The 18,398-nt window shown below is 49.8% G+C and carries 13 protein-coding genes and 1 other annotated feature; of the genes, 6 read left to right on the forward strand and 7 right to left on the reverse strand.

The window, feature by feature from the left end:
- Positions 1 to 75: 75 nt before the first annotated feature.
- Positions 76 to 1,038 carry a tRNA glutamyl-Q(34) synthetase GluQRS gene (gene gluQRS, locus LUCIF_RS11030; RefSeq protein WP_207857497.1) on the forward strand — a complete coding sequence of 321 codons (963 nt, stop codon included), beginning with the start codon at positions 76 to 78 and terminating at the stop codon, positions 1,036 to 1,038.
- 39 nt (positions 1,039 to 1,077) lie between these two features.
- Here the strand turns inward: gluQRS and LUCIF_RS11035 are convergent, their stop codons facing one another.
- From LUCIF_RS11035 to tyrS, 5 genes are all read right to left on the reverse strand, one after another.
- On the reverse strand, positions 1,078 to 3,057 hold the full coding sequence (locus LUCIF_RS11035; RefSeq protein ID WP_165865966.1) for a putative bifunctional diguanylate cyclase/phosphodiesterase: 1,980 nt from the start codon (positions 3,055 to 3,057) through the stop codon (positions 1,078 to 1,080).
- A gap of 279 nt (positions 3,058 to 3,336) precedes the next feature.
- Positions 3,337 to 4,281: an arginase gene (gene rocF / locus LUCIF_RS11040; protein WP_122627948.1), complete on the reverse strand. Its 945-nt coding sequence runs from the start codon at positions 4,279 to 4,281 to the stop codon at positions 3,337 to 3,339.
- A gap of 129 nt (positions 4,282 to 4,410) precedes the next feature.
- A complete protein-coding gene (locus tag LUCIF_RS11045; protein WP_243638721.1) occupies positions 4,411 to 5,556 on the reverse strand; it encodes a M20/M25/M40 family metallo-hydrolase in 1,146 nt (381 codons plus the stop codon).
- A 158-nt stretch (positions 5,557 to 5,714) separates the two neighbouring features.
- A complete protein-coding gene (locus LUCIF_RS11050; RefSeq protein ID WP_122627950.1) occupies positions 5,715 to 6,653 on the reverse strand; it encodes a radical SAM protein in 939 nt (312 codons plus the stop codon).
- 23 nt (positions 6,654 to 6,676) lie between these two features.
- Positions 6,677 to 7,897, reverse strand: coding sequence for a tyrosine--tRNA ligase (gene tyrS / locus LUCIF_RS11055; RefSeq protein WP_122627951.1), 1,221 nt, complete (start codon positions 7,895 to 7,897; stop codon positions 6,677 to 6,679).
- 79 nt (positions 7,898 to 7,976) lie between these two features.
- Positions 7,977 to 8,210, reverse strand: a binding site (T-box leader).
- A gap of 263 nt (positions 8,211 to 8,473) precedes the next feature.
- Here tyrS and LUCIF_RS11060 point away from each other — a divergent pair.
- Positions 8,474 to 10,057, forward strand: coding sequence for an ABC-F family ATP-binding cassette domain-containing protein (locus LUCIF_RS11060; RefSeq protein WP_122627952.1), 1,584 nt, complete (start codon positions 8,474 to 8,476; stop codon positions 10,055 to 10,057).
- Here the strand turns inward: LUCIF_RS11060 and LUCIF_RS11065 are convergent.
- Positions 10,054 to 10,635, reverse strand: coding sequence for a DJ-1/PfpI family protein (locus tag LUCIF_RS11065; protein WP_122627953.1), 582 nt, complete (start codon positions 10,633 to 10,635; stop codon positions 10,054 to 10,056). The genes LUCIF_RS11060 and LUCIF_RS11065 overlap by 4 nt on opposite strands.
- A 204-nt stretch (positions 10,636 to 10,839) precedes the next feature.
- On the opposite strand from LUCIF_RS11065, the gene LUCIF_RS11070 reads away from it, so the two are divergent.
- From LUCIF_RS11070 to araA, 4 genes are all read left to right on the forward strand, one after another.
- Positions 10,840 to 12,240 carry an FMN-binding glutamate synthase family protein gene (locus tag LUCIF_RS11070; protein ID WP_122627954.1) on the forward strand — a complete coding sequence of 467 codons (1,401 nt, stop codon included), beginning with the start codon at positions 10,840 to 10,842 and terminating at the stop codon, positions 12,238 to 12,240.
- 216 nt (positions 12,241 to 12,456) lie between these two features.
- Positions 12,457 to 13,395: a DMT family transporter gene (locus LUCIF_RS11075; protein WP_207857499.1), complete on the forward strand. Its 939-nt coding sequence runs from the start codon at positions 12,457 to 12,459 to the stop codon at positions 13,393 to 13,395.
- A 236-nt stretch (positions 13,396 to 13,631) separates the two neighbouring features.
- Positions 13,632 to 14,837, forward strand: a complete 1,206-nt coding sequence (locus LUCIF_RS11080) for an ROK family transcriptional regulator (protein WP_122627955.1) — start codon at positions 13,632 to 13,634, stop codon at positions 14,835 to 14,837.
- A gap of 202 nt (positions 14,838 to 15,039) precedes the next feature.
- Positions 15,040 to 16,548 (forward strand): L-arabinose isomerase, encoded by a 1,509-nt coding sequence (gene araA / locus LUCIF_RS11085; RefSeq protein WP_122627956.1) that lies wholly within the window; start codon positions 15,040 to 15,042, stop codon positions 16,546 to 16,548.
- 131 nt (positions 16,549 to 16,679) lie between these two features.
- Here the strand turns inward: araA and LUCIF_RS11090 are convergent, their stop codons facing one another.
- Positions 16,680 to 18,383, reverse strand: a complete 1,704-nt coding sequence (locus LUCIF_RS11090; protein ID WP_122627957.1) for a methyl-accepting chemotaxis protein — start codon at positions 18,381 to 18,383, stop codon at positions 16,680 to 16,682.
- Positions 18,384 to 18,398 lie beyond the last annotated feature (15 nt).

Raw genomic sequence — 18,398 nt, forward strand, 5'->3', positions numbered from 1 at the left:
TTCACTAAGCTTATCTTTCTGGAAGAATTCGAGGGACAGGGGACTGTGAAAGTGGGAATAAAGGCGGGACGGGGAATGTCAGAAATCAAAAACCAGCAAGAGCCGATGCTGCGGGGCCGGTTTGCCCCCAGTCCGACGGGAGAAATGCATCTGGGCAACGCCTGGACGGCATTGTTGGCTTGGCTGCAGGTCCGGGCCGCCAGGGGGACGATGGTCCTGCGTCTGGAGGACTTGGATCCGGACCGCTCCCGGCCGGAATACGGTGCCGGCTTGATGGATGACCTGACTTGGCTGGGACTTGACTGGGATGAGGGACCGGACCGGGGGGGATTGTATGGGCCATACCGGCAAAGCCAGCGGCGCCATCTTTATCAGCAGGCGCTGGAACAGTTGGCGGCGGCCGGTTTAATTTATCCCTGCTATTGCACGCGGGCGCAACTGGCTGCGTCGGCGCCGCACGCCGGCAGCGGGGAACGGATTTATTCCGGCCTTTGCCGGCGGCGTCCGCCGGTTTCCGGCGATGAAGGACTTCATCCAGCCCTGCGTTTAGTTGTTCCATCAGGTACGATCTCATTTACGGACGGGGTCCGGGGCCTTATAAGACAGGATGTCCAACGGGAGACAGGGGACTTTGTTGTCCGGCGGTCCGACGGAATTCACGCCTATCAACTGGCAGTGGTAGTAGATGATGCGGCAATGAAAATTACGGCAGTACTGCGCGGGGATGACCTCTTAAGTTCGACGCCGCGGCAATTATTGCTCTATAAGCTGCTGCAGCTCAGTCTGCCTGCGTTCACCCATGTGCCGCTATTAATCAGTGAGGATGGGCACCGTCTTTCCAAACGGCAACGGGATTTATCCATTACCGCCCTGCGCCGCCGGGGAGTCAAAGCAACGGCGATTATCGGCTATCTGGCCTGGAAGGCGGGCCTTATTGAAAAACGCCAGCCTGTAATGCCATCAGACCTTGTGGCCGGGTTTACTTTGTCCGGTATTCCCGCCGGACCGGTCATAGTGGAACGGGATTTAACATTTTAGAAAAACTAAGCGGGCTGTGAAAAACTACGGATAAGTTTCTCACAGCCCTGTTTTTTCAATTTGCAGCAGGGCCGTTATTTCCGCTGCCGGGAGAGGCCGGCTGAAAAAATAGCCCTGCATTACGTCACACCGCAGTTTTTGCAAAAATTGCATTTGCTCAATGGTTTCCACTCCCTCGGCCACGACGGATAATCTTAGATTCCGGCACAAGGCAATAATGGTTTGGGCAATAATGGCACCATCCGAATGATCATTGATGTCCAGAATGAAAGAACGGTCAATTTTAAGGGAATGAATGGGAAACCGTTTCAGATAAATCAAGGAGGAGTAACCTATACCGAAATCATCCAGGCTGATGTGGATCCCTTTTTCGCATAATGCCTGCAGTAACTGAATCGTAAAATCAGCATCTTTCATGGCGATGCTTTCGGTAATTTCCAGAGTGAGCCATTCCGGGGATAATCCGGAGTCTGCCAGAGCGCCGGTAATGACGGCTAAAAGATTAGCTTGTTGAAATTGGCGGGCCGAAAGATTAACCGACATGGAAACCGGCGTCAATCCCATGTTTCGCCACTCTTTATTTTGCCGGCAAGCCGTGCGTAAGACCCATTCACCAATCGGAACGATGAGACCATTTTCTTCGGCAGCGCCAATAAATTCCGTGGGCGGGATCAGTCCCTTTTCGGGGTGGAGCCAGCGCAATAAAGCTTCAACCCCTACGATGGAACCACCTAAGTCAACCTGAGGCTGATAATAAAGGACAAATTGATTTTCTTCGAGAGCATGATGCAGACTATTTTCAAGTTCCAACCGTCTGGCCAGGTACGATTCCATATCATTCATATAATACTGATAATGTCCTTTGCCATGTTCTTTTGCTTTATACATGGCCATGTCGGCTTGTTTCATCAGAGTGTCGGTATCCTGCCCGTCGCGGGGAAATAAAGCAATACCGATTCTACCGCTGGGGCGAAACGGTTTGCCCTCAAAAAACCACGGCTGCCGAATCGCAGCAATGACTGTTTCCGCCAAGGCCGACACCTGTTCCACACTTTCGGCGGCGGGCAGCAAAAGGGTAAATTCATCGCCGCCCATGCGGGCTACTGTTACTTGCTCACCGGTACAGCGGGTCAGCCGCCCGGCGATGGCCCTGAGTAACTGATCGCCGGCGGCGTGGCCCAGGGTATCATTTACCAGTTTGAAATCATCCAGATCCAAAAAAAGGAGGGCTAACTGCTGCTGGTGCTGCCGGCATGCCGCCAGATTTTCTTCCAGCCGGTTCTGAAACAGCAGCCGGTTGGGAAGCCCGGTCAATGAATCGTGATAAGCCAAATATTCCAGGCGTTCCCGGTATAGTCTTTTCTCGGTTATATCCAAAAACTGCACGGCAAATAAACCCGGTTCCGGGCTATAGACTTCGACGGCAAAATAACGTCCCAAATCGGCAGAATAGTCGGTAATGGACGTGGCCTGGCCGGTTAGGGCAACCCGGCCGAATGTTTCAATCCAGTAGGGTTCAATGCCGGGCAGAAGTTCGCGGACGGTTTTGCCAAGTATTTGATCACGTCTCAGTCCGGTAATACGTTCAAAAGCCGGATTCACTCCCAGAAAGCGGTAGTCGACCGGTTTTCCCGCTTCGTCGCAGATGATTTCGTGCAGACCAAAAGCATTCAGCATATTATCGAACAGGGAACGGTATTTTTCTTCATTGCGATGTAACGCTGCCGATTGCTGCTGCAGTTCCGTGTATTGCCGGCGCAGTTCTTCTTCGCTGGTTCGCAATTCCTTATAGGCCGATTCCAGCGCCTGATTCGCCGAGAATAAATGCTCCTTGACCTGGTAAACCTGCCGTATAAAATAGCGGGTGGCGTAATAGAGCAGCCAAGCAGTAACCGCAACAAAAGTATAGCCTTTATACATACTGAAACGTAAAAACTGATGCATATTTCCCGTCACGGCGGCAAGGAAACGGTCGGAAAATAAAATCCATAAGAAGCCGGCAACGGAATAAAGGGTCACAATTCGAATTGAAATTTGCTGTGACCGGAATTTCTGACACATTCGACTGTCCTTTGGAGTGGTTTCGCCGGAAAGCATGGCTATCACGTCCCAACCAAAACATTTATTTATTAAAGTTTGCATAAGGGAAACCGGAACCAAAGGAACAGGGAGAAAACATTTAAGTTCCCTGATTTCGACGAAGTTTTACAAAATTCCTTCTGAAATGAATTGGATAAATTAGGTGCTGAAAATCGAAAAACGCAGGCTTGGTTATAAGCCTGCGTCATGCAAATAAGTTTAGCCGGTAATGTCCGTAGCTGCCGGCAATTCCTGCCGGGCCGCCGTAACGGCGGATCCGCCAAACAGGAGAGAGACTAACCGGACCGTTGCCTGTGTGGTTCGCTGGTCCTTATCCAGTAAAGGATTCAGTTCTACAAATTCGGCAGAGGTGATTTGTCCTGAATGAGCCAGTTCCTGCATGGCCAACAGACTATCAGCCCAGGATATTCCTCCCGGAACCGGCGTACCAACTCCCGGCGCGGCGGACGGGTCTATACCGTCCAGGTCAAAACTGAGATGGATGCCGTCGCAGCGGGAAAGCAGGTAGTCCAGGGTTTCCCGGATAATCTGCGGCATGCCCCGTTCGTTAATATCGGCGACTGTAAACTGTTTTATTTTTTGGGTCCGGATTAATTCCCGTTCCCCCGGATCTATATCCCGTATCCCGATAAATACGATATTTTCCGGTTTTACTTTTGGCATATAACCGGCAACCTGAACGAGTGAAGGGTGCCCCAGTCCCATACTGGCTGCGAGCGGCATGCCATGGATGTTGCCGCTGGGAGACGTTTCGGGTGTATTCATATCGGCATGGGCGTCGTACCAAATAACCCCGAGATTATGATAATGCCGGGCCAGGCCGGCTAATGTGCCAATAGCAATACTGTGATCACCGCCTAAAACGAGGGGAAAACGGTGCCGGCCGGTGGCGAGCGAGACCATTTCCGCCAGCTCTTCATTGGCGGTAACGACTGCGCGGAGATTCTTCAGCCGCGAGCGGCGTTGTTTGGACCTTTTTTTGGTATCGGCGGCAATGTTGCCGGCATCAATAACGTCGGCGGTTAGTAGGGTCAATGCGTCGAGAATTCCGGCAGCGCGCAGGGCGTAAGGCCCCAGATTGGTGCCGTAATGGGTCTGTCCCAGCCAGACCGGCGCTCCAATAATAGATATGCCTGTTTTCATCGAATCACCACCTTTTCCAAGAGACAAATAAATGAATGGACTAATAATATAGTATAGCGGTTCTTAAATAATTCCGCAAGACAGAGCAAAACAAAAAGACGGGCAAAATGCCCGCCCGGAAATAGAAATCTATTTTTGTTTTTCGGCGGCTGCTTGGATAATTGCCAGAACCAGACGGGCTGCAGCATACAGATCCGCTTCTTTGATGAATTCTTCCGTTGTATGTACCTTGGACATGCCGACGCCCAGAACCGCTGTCGGGACACCGTAGGCATTAAAGAAATTGGCGTCGCTGCCGCCACCCGTGGCTTTAACGTCAGGCAGCAAACCAATGCATTTTGCTGCCTGAACGGCCAAACTGACAACAGCTGAGTTTTCTTCCAGCACGAAGGGATTATAGGCGCTGGAGACGGTTACTTCAGCCCGGGCGCCGTTGGCCTGCGCGATCTGCTCAAATGTTTCCCGCATATGGGCCGTTTGGGCTGCCAGTTTGTCCAGATTGCGGCTGCGGGCCTCGCAGAACACTTCTACCGTATCCGGCACGATATTAGTGGCCCGGCCGCCGCGGATGATACCGACATTGGCCGTGGTTTCAAAGTCCAGGCGCCCCTGTTTCAGGGCGGCAATGGCTTTGCCGGCCACGACAATGGCATTGATCCCTTCTTCCGGTGCTACCCCTGCATGGGCTGTCTTGCCGTGGATTGTAGCGTTAATACTATTTTGGCCGGGAGCCATGGTGATAATTTCGCCGGGCGTACCGCCGGCATCCAGGGAATAGCCGAAGTCAGCCCTCAATAATTGCCGGTCCAGGTTTTTGGAGCCATTTAAGCCTGATTCTTCACCAACGGTAAAAACAACCTGAATATCGCCATGGGGCAAATTCTGTTCCTTGAGTATCCGTAAAGCTTCGAGAATAGCGGCTACGCCGGCTTTATCGTCGGAGCCTAAAATCGTATCGCCGGCGGACGAAATGATCCCATCCTTGATTTGGGGCTGAATATTTTCACAAGGTTCAACGCAGTCCAGATGGGCATTGAGCAGAATGACCGGGGCAGCCGGCACATTTCCTTTCAGGTAGGCCAGTATATTGCCGCAATTGCCGCCGAATTTGGCAGCCGCGTCATCCTCGCTGACTTCCAGATTCAGGGCCGTAAGCCGTGGCTTCAGGAAATCGGCCGCTTGCCGTTCCTCCTTGGTGGAACATTTGATCTTGACCAGTTCCAGAAATTCGGCCAGCATTCTTGCTTGATTAATCATTTGCCATTCATCTCCCATTTATTGGATTAGGGTTGCAGCAGGCTGTCCTGCCCAACCCTAATGTAAACCGAGAAGGGATTATTTATGAATTTTCACATTACAAGTCTATATTATGCTCTTCCGGAAGATTCGTCAATACAGGACAGAACTGACGATTGTCCGCGTAGGAGAACTGTTTACGGACCGGTTAGAGTCGGGTGTCCTTCGGCAGGATTCAAGACACCGGCTAAATTAAAAGACGGTACAAACTGGCTGCCGGTGGCCCGCCCTTCCTGGATAAACGCATTTTCGATCCCCAGAGTGAGAGCGTATTCAATAAGGCGGTCATATTCCCGGGTCGTCACAGTGCGATTAAGTTCTTGGTGCTGACCGGCGTTATATAACGGTGTGTACTGGTTCATCAGGCTGATATACACAGTGTGGCCGAAGGTTTGCCAAAGCCAGTCCAGGATGCGCTGCGAATCCTTCCTTAACCCAGGCAGGACCAAATGGCGGACAATAACTCCTTTTTGCATGATTCCCTGGTCGTCAAACCGGGGCGGACCGGTCAATTCCACCATTTTGGCAATGGCCCGGCTGGCATAATGAAAGTAACCGGGACCCTCGGAGTAGGTAATACTGTAGTCATTGGCAGCGTATTTCAGGTCAGGCAGAAAAATGTCAACCCAGGGGCCGAGCATTTCTACGGTTTCCACCGTTTCATAACCGTTGGTGTTATAAACAACAGGTAAGGAAAAACCCTGTTGTTTGGCCGTCCGGAGAGCTTCGATAATTTGTGGCGTAAACTGGGTGGGAGTAACCAGGCTCACGTTATGAGCACCACGCTGCTCTTGCTCGCAAAAAATTTCCGCCAGCCGGTCAATGGAAACTTCCCGGCCATATCCTTCCTGGCTAATTTTATGATTTTGGCAAAAGTGGCAGTGCAGGTTGCAGTGAGAGAAAAACACCGTGCCGGCGCCGCCGCTGCCTGACAGGCAAGGTTCTTCGCCATGATGCAATGATACCAGGGCGATTTTGGGTAATACGCCTGCTCCGCAATAACCCTTTTCGGCCCGGGTGCGGTTTACCCGGCATCGGCGGGGGCAAAGACGGCAGTCACTGAGAACGGAGATCACGGAACCTCCCCCCTTAAAGTGAATTAATCAATAATGAGCCGGTAATAATTTTTTTTGCCCTTGCGGACGAGCAGACTGTTGTTTTCAAACAGATCAGCAGTAAGGAGCATATCCTGGTCGGTGACTTTGATATTGCCAAGGTAGAGACCGCCCTGGGCAATTAAACGGCGGCCCTCGCCTTTGGATGCAAAAACACCGGCGCCGGTAAGAATATCCAGTAGCTTAGTACCATTAATAACAGCGGGGGATATGGTCAGGGTGGGCGCATTATCCAGCGGTCCCGCGCCGCCGAACAGGGCTTCCGCCGCCTGCTGCGCCTTCTGCGCTTCCGTTTCCCCGTGGATGAGTTTGGTTACTTCGTACGCCAATATTTTTTTGGCGGTATTGATTTCCTTGTCTTTAAGAGCGCTCAGCCGTCTTACTTCCTCCATGGGCAGAAAGGTAAGCAGGGACAGGCACCGGGACACATCGGCATCCTCAACATTACGCCAGTACTGATAGAATTCATAGGGTGTCGTCTTTTGCGGGTCAAGCCATAATGCCCCTTTTTCCGTTTTACCCATTTTGCGACCGTCGCTGGTAGTCAGCAGGGTAAAAGTCAGGCCGAAAGCAGGCTTGCTTTCTTTACGGCGGATGAGATCAACGCCGGCCAGAATATTGGACCATTGGTCATCACCGCCTAATTGCATACGGCAGTTGTGACGGCGGTGAAGTTCGAGAAAATCGTAGGCCTGCATAAGCATATAATTAAATTCCAAAAAGGTAAGGCCTTTTTCCATCCGCTGTTTGTAACATTCCGCCGCCAGCATGCGGTTGACGGAAAGATGTACGCCGACTTCCCGCAGTACTTCCACATAATTCAGGGTTAGCAGCCAATCCGCGTTGTTAAGCATAAGCGCCTTGCCGTCGGAGAAATCGATGAAGCGCTGCATCTGCTTTTTGAAACATTCTCCGTTATGATTAATTTCTTCTACGGTCATCATTTTCCGCATATCACTTTTGCCTGACGGATCGCCCACCATGGCGGTACCGCCGCCGATCAGGCAAATGGGACGGTGACCGGCACGCTGCATGTGGGACATGACCATGAGGCCGAGAAAATGGCCCACATGCAGGCTGTCAGCGGTAGGATCAAAGCCGATATAAAAGGTAACCTGCTCTTGAGACAATAAAGTCTCAATTTCTTCTTCGTGGGTTAATTGCGCAATAAAGCCGCGTTCCTTTAAAATTTCCAGGACAGACATGAATGGATTCCCCCTTGTTTGTTTGTGCGGTCAAAAAGAAACCGGATTTTTCCGGTTCCATTGGAAAAGCCCGTCCCTGATCAGGGACGGGCTTAATTAAAACCCGCGGTGCCACCCACATTGCCAATGAAACAGCCGCTCAGCAGACGCTTGACAGCGTCTTTGGCGATAACGGCGGTCGGCCGGCTCAGCCTACTGGTTTCGGCCTGCAGCTAATGGGTGTATTCCGGCTGCCTGTTCTGCCGGGTTACACCAACCCCCGGCTCTCTGCGAGAAAAAAGCCTGCCGTACTTTTCCCAGTCATTGCTTTTATGATTATCATTATTAACAGTAATATAACAGTAACGTCGCGGCTTGTCAATATAAAGCCGGTTACCGTTTCCAGCATTCTATATTAGCCAGGCTGCCAATGCTGTCTATGGAGAGTAATTGCCGCCGCCAGAGATACGGTTTGACGGCTGGAACAATTTGTGATATGGTTAATCAATATACTTTATACTTTTCAATTTCATAAAAAGCCGCCGTTACCGGACGGCTTTTATTTTTGTAATCGATTTTAGAAAGGCGGAATAAGGGATGATTAGCACCAATGGATTGAGCCTGCGTTATGGAAAACGGTCGTTGTTTGAAAATGTGGATATTAAATTCACTCCCGGAAATTGCTATGGATTAATTGGCGCAAACGGAACAGGAAAATCTACCTTTTTGAACATTCTGTCCGGCGCTATTGAGCCTAGTTCCGGGGAGGTGCTCATTTCCCCGGGGGAACGGATTGCGATTCTTAAACAAAATCATTATGAATTTGATGAATTTACTGTTTTAAAAACTGTAATCATGGGGCATGCGAGACTGTTTGCCATTATGGAGGAGAAAGAGGCGCTGTATAGCAAAGCGGATTTTTCGGATCAGGATGGAATCCGGATCGCCGAACTGGAAGGAGAGTTTGCCGAACTGGACGGTTGGAATGCGGAAACGGAGGCGGCCCGGCTGTTAACCGGCTTAGGCATTCAGGAAGAACTGCATGATAAGCTCATGCGGGATGTAAGCGGCAAGGAAAAAGTCCGCGTGTTACTTGCGCAAGCGTTATTCGGCAACCCGGATATTTTGCTTTTGGACGAACCGACGAACCATTTGGATGTGGAGTCCATCCGGTGGCTGGAAGAATTCCTCGGTAACTTTGAAAATACGGTGATCGTAGTATCCCATGACCGCCATTTTCTCAATGAGGTTTGTACGCATATTGCCGATATTGATTTTGGTAAAATTCAGTTATATGTGGGAAATTACGATTTTTGGCAGCAGTCCAGCGAATTGGCCTTAAAACTTTCCAAAGAAGCCAACCGCAAAACGGAAGAAAAAATAAAAGAACTGCAAACTTTTATTCAACGGTTTAGTGCCAACGCTTCCAAGTCCAAGCAGGCGACTTCCCGTAAAAAGCTGCTGGAAAAACTGACGTTGGAGGATATACGACCTTCTTCCCGCAAATATCCCTATATTGCCTTTAAACCGGACCGGGAGGCGGGAGACCAACTGTTGACAGTGGAAGATATCAGTAAGTCTGTCGATGGGGAGAAGGTGCTTGACCAGATCAGCTTCCGGGTGGAAAAGGGTGATAAGATTGCTTTTGTGGGGCCGGACAATTTAGCGAAAACAACGCTGTTTAAAATTCTTACGGGAGAAGCTGCAGCGGACCAGGGTGACTTGAAATGGGGAGTTACCACTTCGCAGGCTTATTTTCCTCAGGACAACTCGGTTTATTTTGATACGTCCCTGAATCTTGTGGAGTGGCTCAGACAATTTTCCCGGGATCCGGACGAAACGTTCGTACGGGGTTTTTTGGGCCGTATGCTGTTTTCCGGCGAAGAAACCCAAAAAGCGGCCAACGTATTGTCCGGCGGCGAAAAGGTGCGGTGCATGCTCGCCAAAATGATGCTGAGCGGAGCGAATGTTCTTCTGCTGGATGAGCCTACCAACCATCTGGACCTGGAATCCATTACCGCTTTGAATAACGGACTGATTCAGTTTGATGGCACAATCCTGTTTGCATCCCATGACCACCAATTTGTACAAACAGTAGCCAACCGGATTATTGAAATAACGGAAACCGGTGTGATTGACCGGCGTGTTACTTATAACGAATACCTGGAGGGCAAAATCTAAAAACCCATTAAATGTTTTATATGACTGCAGTTTGCCGGTGATGTAAGCAGTTCCAGCAGTTTAAAGGCAACATCCAGGGCCGACGCCGGCGCGGAACAAGTGATAATGTTGCCGTCAACTACGAGGGGCCGGTTAACGACATTCACCCCAAAAGCGGCTAACTGCCGCTGGCGGTAGCCGTTGTTCAAATGATAGGTCGTTCCCTGCCGTCCACGTAAAACGCCGCTTTTTCCCAAAGGCAGAGCGCCGACGCAAACCGCGGCGATTCGTTTTTCCGCCCGGTTAAACGTTTGAATAACGGACAAAAAATCCTCACTGTAGGCATCTTCATAAAAACCATAGGATTCGTAACCTCCCGGAATCGCCAGAGCGTCAAACCCGGTTGCATCGGCCTGAGATGCCAATAGTTCGGGCAGAACCGTTAAATGACCGGTGCACATTAACTTTTCTCTCACACCGCAGGTTACTAATTGAGTCGACCCGTCTCCTTCTTCCCGGTTCCAATCGAATACGTCAGTAAAAACACTGGCCTCATAAGCCTCAAAACCATTAGCCAGCAATAGTAGAATCTTTTTCACATCCAGACCTCCTTGTGATGAGTTTTACTTGCCTTTATAGTATCAAAAAACTAAAATTTGGTAAAATCGCCATCCGGCCTGGACAATCCCCGCAGTGCCTATTAAAAAACAAAAGGCCAAATTTTCGCCGCTTATCGGTTCGGAATGATTTTATCCGTATACACCATACTATGATTAAACAGTCATTATGAAAGGGATGTTGCTATGCTGGCGAGCTGGATGATGATGAAGATGATGGATCCCGTAATGGACGAAGCAATGGTTAAAATGATGACGGAGGATTATCCCGATAATCCAATGCTGCTGGTTACCGCGGCAACGAAAATGAATCCGGTGGCAATCATTGAGGCGATGATGCGGGCGGAATCCGGCAAAGAACTGACCCGTCCCCTGGGGAGTCCCGTTGTCCTATCACCATGGGAGAAAATATTACTCAATCCGAAACAGCTTTTTACGTTTCCCGTACCCGATTATAAGCAGGTTAATACCCGGACGGTGATTGGTCCGCAGGCAAAGCGCCCGCTTACCCTGGATATCCCGATTCTGATTACGGGCATGTCTTACGGCGGTTCACTCAGTTTGGAGGTCAAAACGGCATTGGCCCGGGGATCGGCTATGGCGGGAACATCGACCAATACGGGGGAATCGGCGGTTACGCAGGAGGAACGGGATGCCGCCCGCTTTTTGATCGGTCAGTACAACCGGGGCGGCTGGCTCAATACACCGGACCAGCTAAGCCGTCTTGACGCCATCGAGATACAAATGGGGCAAGGCGCCTGGGGTGGCGCCGTAGACGAACCGATTACAGCCTCTAAAATTGGCGGCCATCTACGGGAGGCATGGCATCTGGAGGAAGGGCAAAACACGGGTATTTCAGCCCGTATGCCGGGAATTCAGACGGTCCAGGATTTTATAAACCTGGTGAACGGTCTTAAAGCCAGTTATGATGTACCGGTAGGCATCAAAATAGCCGGCACCGATTATATCGAGTATGAATTGGCGGTGATCGCCCGGACGGAAGCGGACTTTATCGTTGTGGACGGCGCGGAAGGGGGAACGTCCCACGCCAATCCCACCCTGCAGGACAATGTAGGACTGCCGACATTGCATACGCTGGTACGAACGGTGGATTGGCTGGAAGAACAGGGTCTGCGGGAAAGAATCAGTGTAATTTGTACGGGCGGACTGACAACGCCGGGACATTTTTTAAAAGCAGTCGCGCTGGGAGCCGATGCCGTATATATTGGCTCCATTGCCCTCATGGCGGCGCTGCAGACTCAGGCGACTAAGGCGCTGCCTCAGACCACCCCGCCGCAACTGGCCTTATATGACGGACGGCTGACCGATAAACTGGATGTGGATAAAGCGGCTGCCCATTTAGCTAATTTTTTGCGGTCTTGCACGGCGGAAATGCAACTGGCTGTACAAGCAGTGGGTAAAACGGCAATGAATGAATTGAACCGTCAAGATCTGGTTACCGTCGATTATGATCTGGCTGAATTTGCAAAAATTCGCTATGCCGGCAGCCGGCGCCGGCCGGAAGTGTCTTCCCGGCCGGGTCTACATTCCTCAGTTTCGTCCCAGCCGGCAATAGAACTGCAATAGAAACCGCTATGCGGTCTTTCGGTCTATAGCGCTCCGCTTGGCTTTAAAGCGGGGCGTTTACTATTTCCTTCCCGACGGTTCCATAGCAGGGGCAGGGGATTATAGGAACGGCAGGAACTGTTTGCCTAAGCGGCAGAAATGATTTACAATAAAATGAAATGTCGATAAAAAATAAGAAAGATATATGACGCCGGAGATTTAAAATGGGAGTGAATCGTGTTGTCAAACCGGGGTTTTGTTGAAGCTATTTTATTGGTGACCGTATTAATTTGGGGAATCAACACCCCTGCTATGAAAGTCGGCCTCTTGTATTTGCCGCCTATGGCGTATAATGCCCTGCGTTTGCTGGTAGCCATGCTGGTATTTTTGCCGGTGCTTTGTTCAAAGAAACATTGCCGGCCTGTGGCGAAAGAGGATAAAAGGATGATTTTGGCCATCAGTCTGATGGGTTTTTTCTTTTTTCAGGTCTTTTTCTTAGCCGGTTTACCCAAAACGTCGGCGGGGAATGCCGCTATGGTTTTGGCTCTTTTGCCGGTCAGTGTCGCTCTAATTAATAAATTTTTTCACCTGGAGACCATTTCCCGGCCGGTGGTGGCTGGCATTGGCGTGTCTTTATTCGGCGTGGTTTTAATTGTCCTGGGGTCGGGCAAGCATATGAGCCTGGCGGCGAATGACCTGGAGGGAGCGCTGCTGCTCCTGGTTGGTTTGGCTGGTAACGGCTATTATACTGTATTTTCCAAAAAGCTGGTGGATAAATACTCGTCTTACCAGATTATGGCTTATGTAATGACGATTACGGCGCTAGCCTTTGCTGTGATTTCTTTACCGGCCCTGACGGCACTCAACTGGAGCCGGATTCCCCTTCCCGCCTGGCTGAGTATTCTTTATTCCGGTGTATTGGGGCTTAGTATCGGTAATTTTCTTTGGGTGTGGGCCATTGGCAGAATTGGCAGTACAAAAGCGGCGTTATACAATAATTTATCGCCTGTTTTTGCTATTTTTGCCTCCTGGATATTATTAGGTGAAACATTTGGCCCGCTGCAGATTGCCGGAGCGATGATTATATTTTCCGGATTATACTTAACCCGTATAAAGTCCCGTACCGATGCCGCCACTGCGAAGAGCAGGAATGGATGGATGTCCGGCCGGATGTAAATATAGGTAATATAGTTGGAGTTGTTTTTGGCGGCAGAGTAGGTTAAAATGGTTAAAAAAATATTTAATTAAATTTATAATTAAAGAGGAATATTGGCCTCTGATTTCTAATTTATATAGAGAGAAGATTTGTGAGAGGCTGTTTTCGGATTATTACGACGGGCTATACAATCTGGTAGCGCAAGTGACAGTGGTTCGTATTTTTAAGTTAGAAAGGCAAGAATAGGTGTAGTGATATGGCAGAAATAATGAATACCAATTTAAAAGCCGCGGGTGGTGTGAATGAGGCGCTGATAGTTAATACGGTACGGAGACGCGGTCCTATATCCCGCGTGGATATTGCCAAATTAACCGGCTTGACTGCGCCTACGGTGACCAACATTTCCGGTAAATTGATTGACGCCGGCATAATCAGCACGTATATGATCGGGGAATACAGCGGCGGCAGACGTCCGGTACTGTTAAAGGCGAATCCGGAAGTTGCCAATCTGGTTATTGCTGATGTCCGGTCCAAAGAAATTATCGGCTATGTAGTGAATGCCGGCCTGGAAGTTAAGAAGCAGGTGAGCCAAAATACGCAGCATCTTGAGAAGGATGAGGTATTGGCTATCTTGGAAGATATTATAAGACAGTGCTGTTCGTCGGCGGAAGGGCAGAGCGCATCAGCGATCGGCATAACGGTACGGGGGCCGGTCCGGTCAACGGAAGGGCTGTCCTTATTTTCACCTACTACGGGCTGGCGCAATGTACCCTTAAAATTTATCATGGAAGAACGGTTTCATCTGCCTGTCGTTGTGGAGAACGATATGCGGGCGATGGCCCTGGGATTATACTATTACGGGCCTTACCGGGAAGTGAAAAATGCGATATTTATGGGCGTCGGAGGCGGAATTGGGTCCGGGATTATCCTGAATGGCGAGTTATATCGCGGTTTAGGTGATAGCGCCGGTGAAATAGGACATAGTGTCGTAGATATAGACGGCCCGTTATGCAGCTGCGGCAATTACGGCTGTCTGGAAGCGATGGCTTCGGAAACCGCTCTGGTTTATTTCATGGTTAAAGCCGTAAAGGAAGGCCGAAGCTCTTTAGTATCCTCAATAGTCGAGGGAAATATTGAAGCAATTCGGGCGGAACATATTTATACCGCCGCCGAAGAGGGGGACGCGCTTGCGGCCCGGATGCTCCGTCATGTTGCCCGGTATCTGGGATTCGGCGTTACGAATGTTATAAATATTTTTAATCCGGAATTGGTGATTATTGGCGGTGGTATTGTCAGGGCGCGCCGGTTTGTGGAAGAGGCGATGCTGCAGGTAATAAGGGAGCGGGCTTTGGAAAGCTGTTTTTCCAATGTTCGTCTTGAGTTTTCTTCAGTAGGGCGGGAGGCCGTTTTGAAAGGAATTGTTGATTTGGTGATGCAAAATATTATGGCTTTGACCAAATAGGGATAAGAACGGAAAAAATATCTTAACTTTGCGTTGTTCTTGGCAGCAGGAGAATCGCAAAAAGATGGCGTATATAAACCGATAAATTAATTAATTAATTTATCGGTTTATTAATTTGGGGAGCCGTAAGGTAAGTTGCTTTTCCTTTTATTGCTTTAAGCAGTGATGCGGGAGGATCCATAATTAAGGAGGGATGAGTTCCATGTGTATTGATTTACGGGAAAAAGAAGTATGGTTTATAACCGGCAGTCAGCATCTTTATGGTGAAGAAACATTAAGACAGGTAACGGAACATTCACGGGTTATGGCCGAGGCGATAGGCAAAGCCGGACCAATTCCGGTAAAAATTGTGTTTAAACCGGTTTTAACCACGCCGGAGGAAATTCGCCGGCTTTGCATCGAGGCGAATACAGCCGAAAACTGTGTCGGCTTAATTGCCTGGATGCATACATTCTCGCCGGCAAAGATGTGGATTGCCGGCCTCAATATACTGAGTAAGCCGCTGGCTCATCTTCATACCCAATATAACCGGGATATTCCCTGGTCGGAAATTGATATGGACTTTATGAACCTGAACCAGGCAGCGCATGGCGACCGTGAATTTGGTTTCATTGGCGCCAGAATGAGAAAAGCGCGCAAAGTGATTGTTGGCTTCTGGCAGGATAAAACGGTAATTGAACGGCTGGCGGTTTGGATTCGGGCCGCCTTGGCCTGGAATGATTTACAGGGCGCCAGGTTTGCCCGTTTCGGCGATAACATGCGGGAAGTGGCTGTTACCGAGGGAGATAAGGTAGAAGCGCAGATCCGTCTGGGATATTCAGTAAACGGATATGCACTCGGAGATTTGGCAAAATATGTGGATGCTGTCGGCGATGCCGAGGTCAAAGCATTGCTTGCCGAATACGAGGCGAAATATATTGTACAAAAAGAACTTCGTCAAGGTGGCTCAGCGCGGGCGGCGCTGGAAGAAGCCGCGAAAATTGAACTGGGCATTCAGCACTTTCTTGTGGAAGGCGGTTTTAAGGGATTTACCACAACCTTTGAAAATCTTTATGGGTTGGCCCAATTGCCCGGGTTGGCCGTTCAACGCCTAATGGCCGCCGGGTATGGTTTTGGGGCGGAAGGCGACTGGAAAACGGCTGCCTTACTCCGGGCAATGAAGGTTATGGCTTGGGGATTAAACGGCGGAACCTCTTTTATGGAGGATTATACCTATCATCTGGAACCCGGCAGTATGAAAGTGTTGGGCGCTCATATGCTGGAGGTCTGCGAATCGATTGCCGGCGGCAAGCCGTCCCTGGAAATTCACCCGCTATCGATTGGCGGCAAGGCGGACCCGGCGCGGCTGGTATTTAATGTACCTGCCGGCAGAGGGTTGAATGCGACAATTCTGGATATGGGCAACCGTTTCCGGTTGCTGGTAAATGAGGTCGATGTTGTAAATACGGAGCAGGGTCTACCGAAACTTCCTGTTGCCAGAGCGCTTTGGATGCCCCGGCCTAATCTGCAGACAGGAGCCGAAGCGTGGATTCTGGCCGGCGGTGCGCATCACACCTGCTTTAGCCAGGCGGTTACCACAGAGCACCTGGAAGACTTTAGCGAGATGGCCGGCATTGAATATCTGGTGATTGACAATGACACTAAAATCCGTGATTTTAAAAAGGAACTCCGGTGGAACGATTTATATTATCACCTGGCACAAGGAATATAAAGAGAAGGACCGCTAACGTGGTCCTTGTCCATGGCGCAGGGCTCAGGGCGCGAGAAATCTGGCAAAAGAAAATTTCAGAGCTGGAAAGAATAAGAAGGAAACCGTCGGTTTCCTTCTTATTCTTTCATTTTTTATAATTCAAACTGGTCCACCAGGTTTTGGAGGCCCTCGGCCATAGTCGCCAGAGATTGCGAAGCCGTATTAATTTCTTGCATGGACGCAGCCTGTTCGCCTGCCGAGGTTGAGATGGTTTGCGTATTGGCCGCCGTTTGTACTGCGATATGTTTGACATTTTCCACTGCCGCCACGATTTGCCCGCCCGAAGAGGCTAATTGTTCCGCTGCCGTGCTGATTCTGTGAATCTGCTGATTTAGTTCACCGACAACGGTGACGATCTTCTTGAATTTAATGCCGGTCTGACTGATTACATCAATTCCCTGAGCGGCTTCGGCCGTCCCCTCCTGCATGGTTGATACGGCAATGTCCGTTTCCTTTTGCACTTCCGTAATGATTGCGGAAATTTTTTGCGCTGCTGCGTGAGACTGCTCGGCTAATTTACGGACTTCATCCGCTACCACCGCGAAGCCGCGCCCGTGTTCGCCGGCGCGGGCCGCTTCGATTGCGGCGTTGAGGGCCAGGAGATTGGTTTGTCCGGCAATATCGCTGATAACACCGATAATTTCGCTGATTTGACGGGAACTTGCACCCAGGTTGCCAACCACTGCCGAGGAACGGCTAACGGACTGGCTGATTGTTTGCATTTGCCGCATCGCTTCATCTACGGCAATTTCGCCGTCTTTCGCCATTTGGGAAGCATCCTGGGATTTTGTGGAGACGTGGCCGGCGTTCTCGGCAATTTGTGTAATTGAATGGACCATATTTGTTATTGTAGACGACGTGTCTTCGACTGCTTGAACCTGAGCGGCTGAGCCTGCTGCAACTTCGGTGACGGTATCGACGACCTGGACGGAGAGTCCGGCTGAATGGTGGGTAGTGGCGCTTAGCTGTTCGCTGGATGCGGCGATCTGTTCCGATGCTTTGGCAACCTGATTAATAATCTGGCGTAAATTTTTTATCATTATATTGACTGCCTGAGCCATATGGCCGATTTCGTCGGCCCGGGAATAATTGATGCTTTTTTGCCGTAAGTCGCCGGCGGCAATGCTTTGGGCTGCTCCGGCAACTGTTTTAAGCGGCTGGGATATTTGACGGGCGAACCGGTAACTGCTGCCCGCAGCTAATAGCAGGATTAAAATATTTAATATAAGAGCCGTCCTTTTCATGCGTTCGATATCGGCTGCAGTATCGGCGACTTGCTGGTTCACTTGGGCCGATATTTGAGAGTTGAACTTGGCGGCTTCCTGTATGGCGGCATTAATTTGTTCATTGGAAGCATTGAGAAATTTTATTGTTTCATTTATATTGGATACATTACGAATTGCCATACCGATTTCCAATGTCTTTTCAAATCTGGATACCGCAGACCGCAATTGCAATACTTTCTGTTTCGTATCGCTGTCGGCGGATTTTTGTACGTGGTCAAAGAGCTGAGCCAGCCTTTTGCGGGAATCCTGATAATTTTGTTTATAGGACGGGCTGCCGCTTAGGATATATGCTCTGACTTCTGCGTTTTGTGTCCAGATTTCTGTTTGCATAGACGAAACGCTGTTGATAATGGGCGTGGTTTCAGTAATCAGTTTATGATATTTTGCCTGCATCGAGTTGATGGTTAAATAGGTGTAAATATTGAGACCGCTAAAAACCAAAACAATTATAATAGAAGTCAGAAGAATTCTTGTGCCGATATCCAGCTGTAAGTTAAACTTTTTTTTCATTCCGAGTCCCCTCCT

It is taken from the genome of Allolucifera butyrica (assembly GCF_900476375.1).
In the GTDB taxonomy this organism is placed as follows: domain Bacteria; phylum Bacillota; class Negativicutes; order Sporomusales; family UPPP01; genus Lucifera; species Lucifera butyrica.

Coding starts and splice junctions, on each gene's coding strand:
- gluQRS (WP_207857497.1), top strand. CDS start 76: ATGTCAGAAATCAAAAACCAGCAAGAGCCGATGCTGCGGGGCCGGTTT.
- rocF (WP_122627948.1), bottom strand. CDS start 4,281: ATGAAAACAGGCATATCTATTATTGGAGCGCCGGTCTGGCTGGGACAG.
- LUCIF_RS11045 (WP_243638721.1), bottom strand. CDS start 5,556: ATGGGAGATGAATGGCAAATGATTAATCAAGCAAGAATGCTGGCCGAA.
- tyrS (WP_122627951.1), bottom strand. CDS start 7,897: ATGTCTGTCCTGGAAATTTTAAAGGAACGCGGCTTTATTGCGCAATTA.
- LUCIF_RS11060 (WP_122627952.1), top strand. CDS start 8,474: ATGATTAGCACCAATGGATTGAGCCTGCGTTATGGAAAACGGTCGTTG.
- LUCIF_RS11070 (WP_122627954.1), top strand. CDS start 10,840: ATGCTGGCGAGCTGGATGATGATGAAGATGATGGATCCCGTAATGGAC.
- LUCIF_RS11080 (WP_122627955.1), top strand. CDS start 13,632: ATGGCAGAAATAATGAATACCAATTTAAAAGCCGCGGGTGGTGTGAAT.
- araA (WP_122627956.1), top strand. CDS start 15,040: ATGTGTATTGATTTACGGGAAAAAGAAGTATGGTTTATAACCGGCAGT.
- LUCIF_RS11090 (WP_122627957.1), bottom strand. CDS start 18,383: ATGAAAAAAAAGTTTAACTTACAGCTGGATATCGGCACAAGAATTCTT.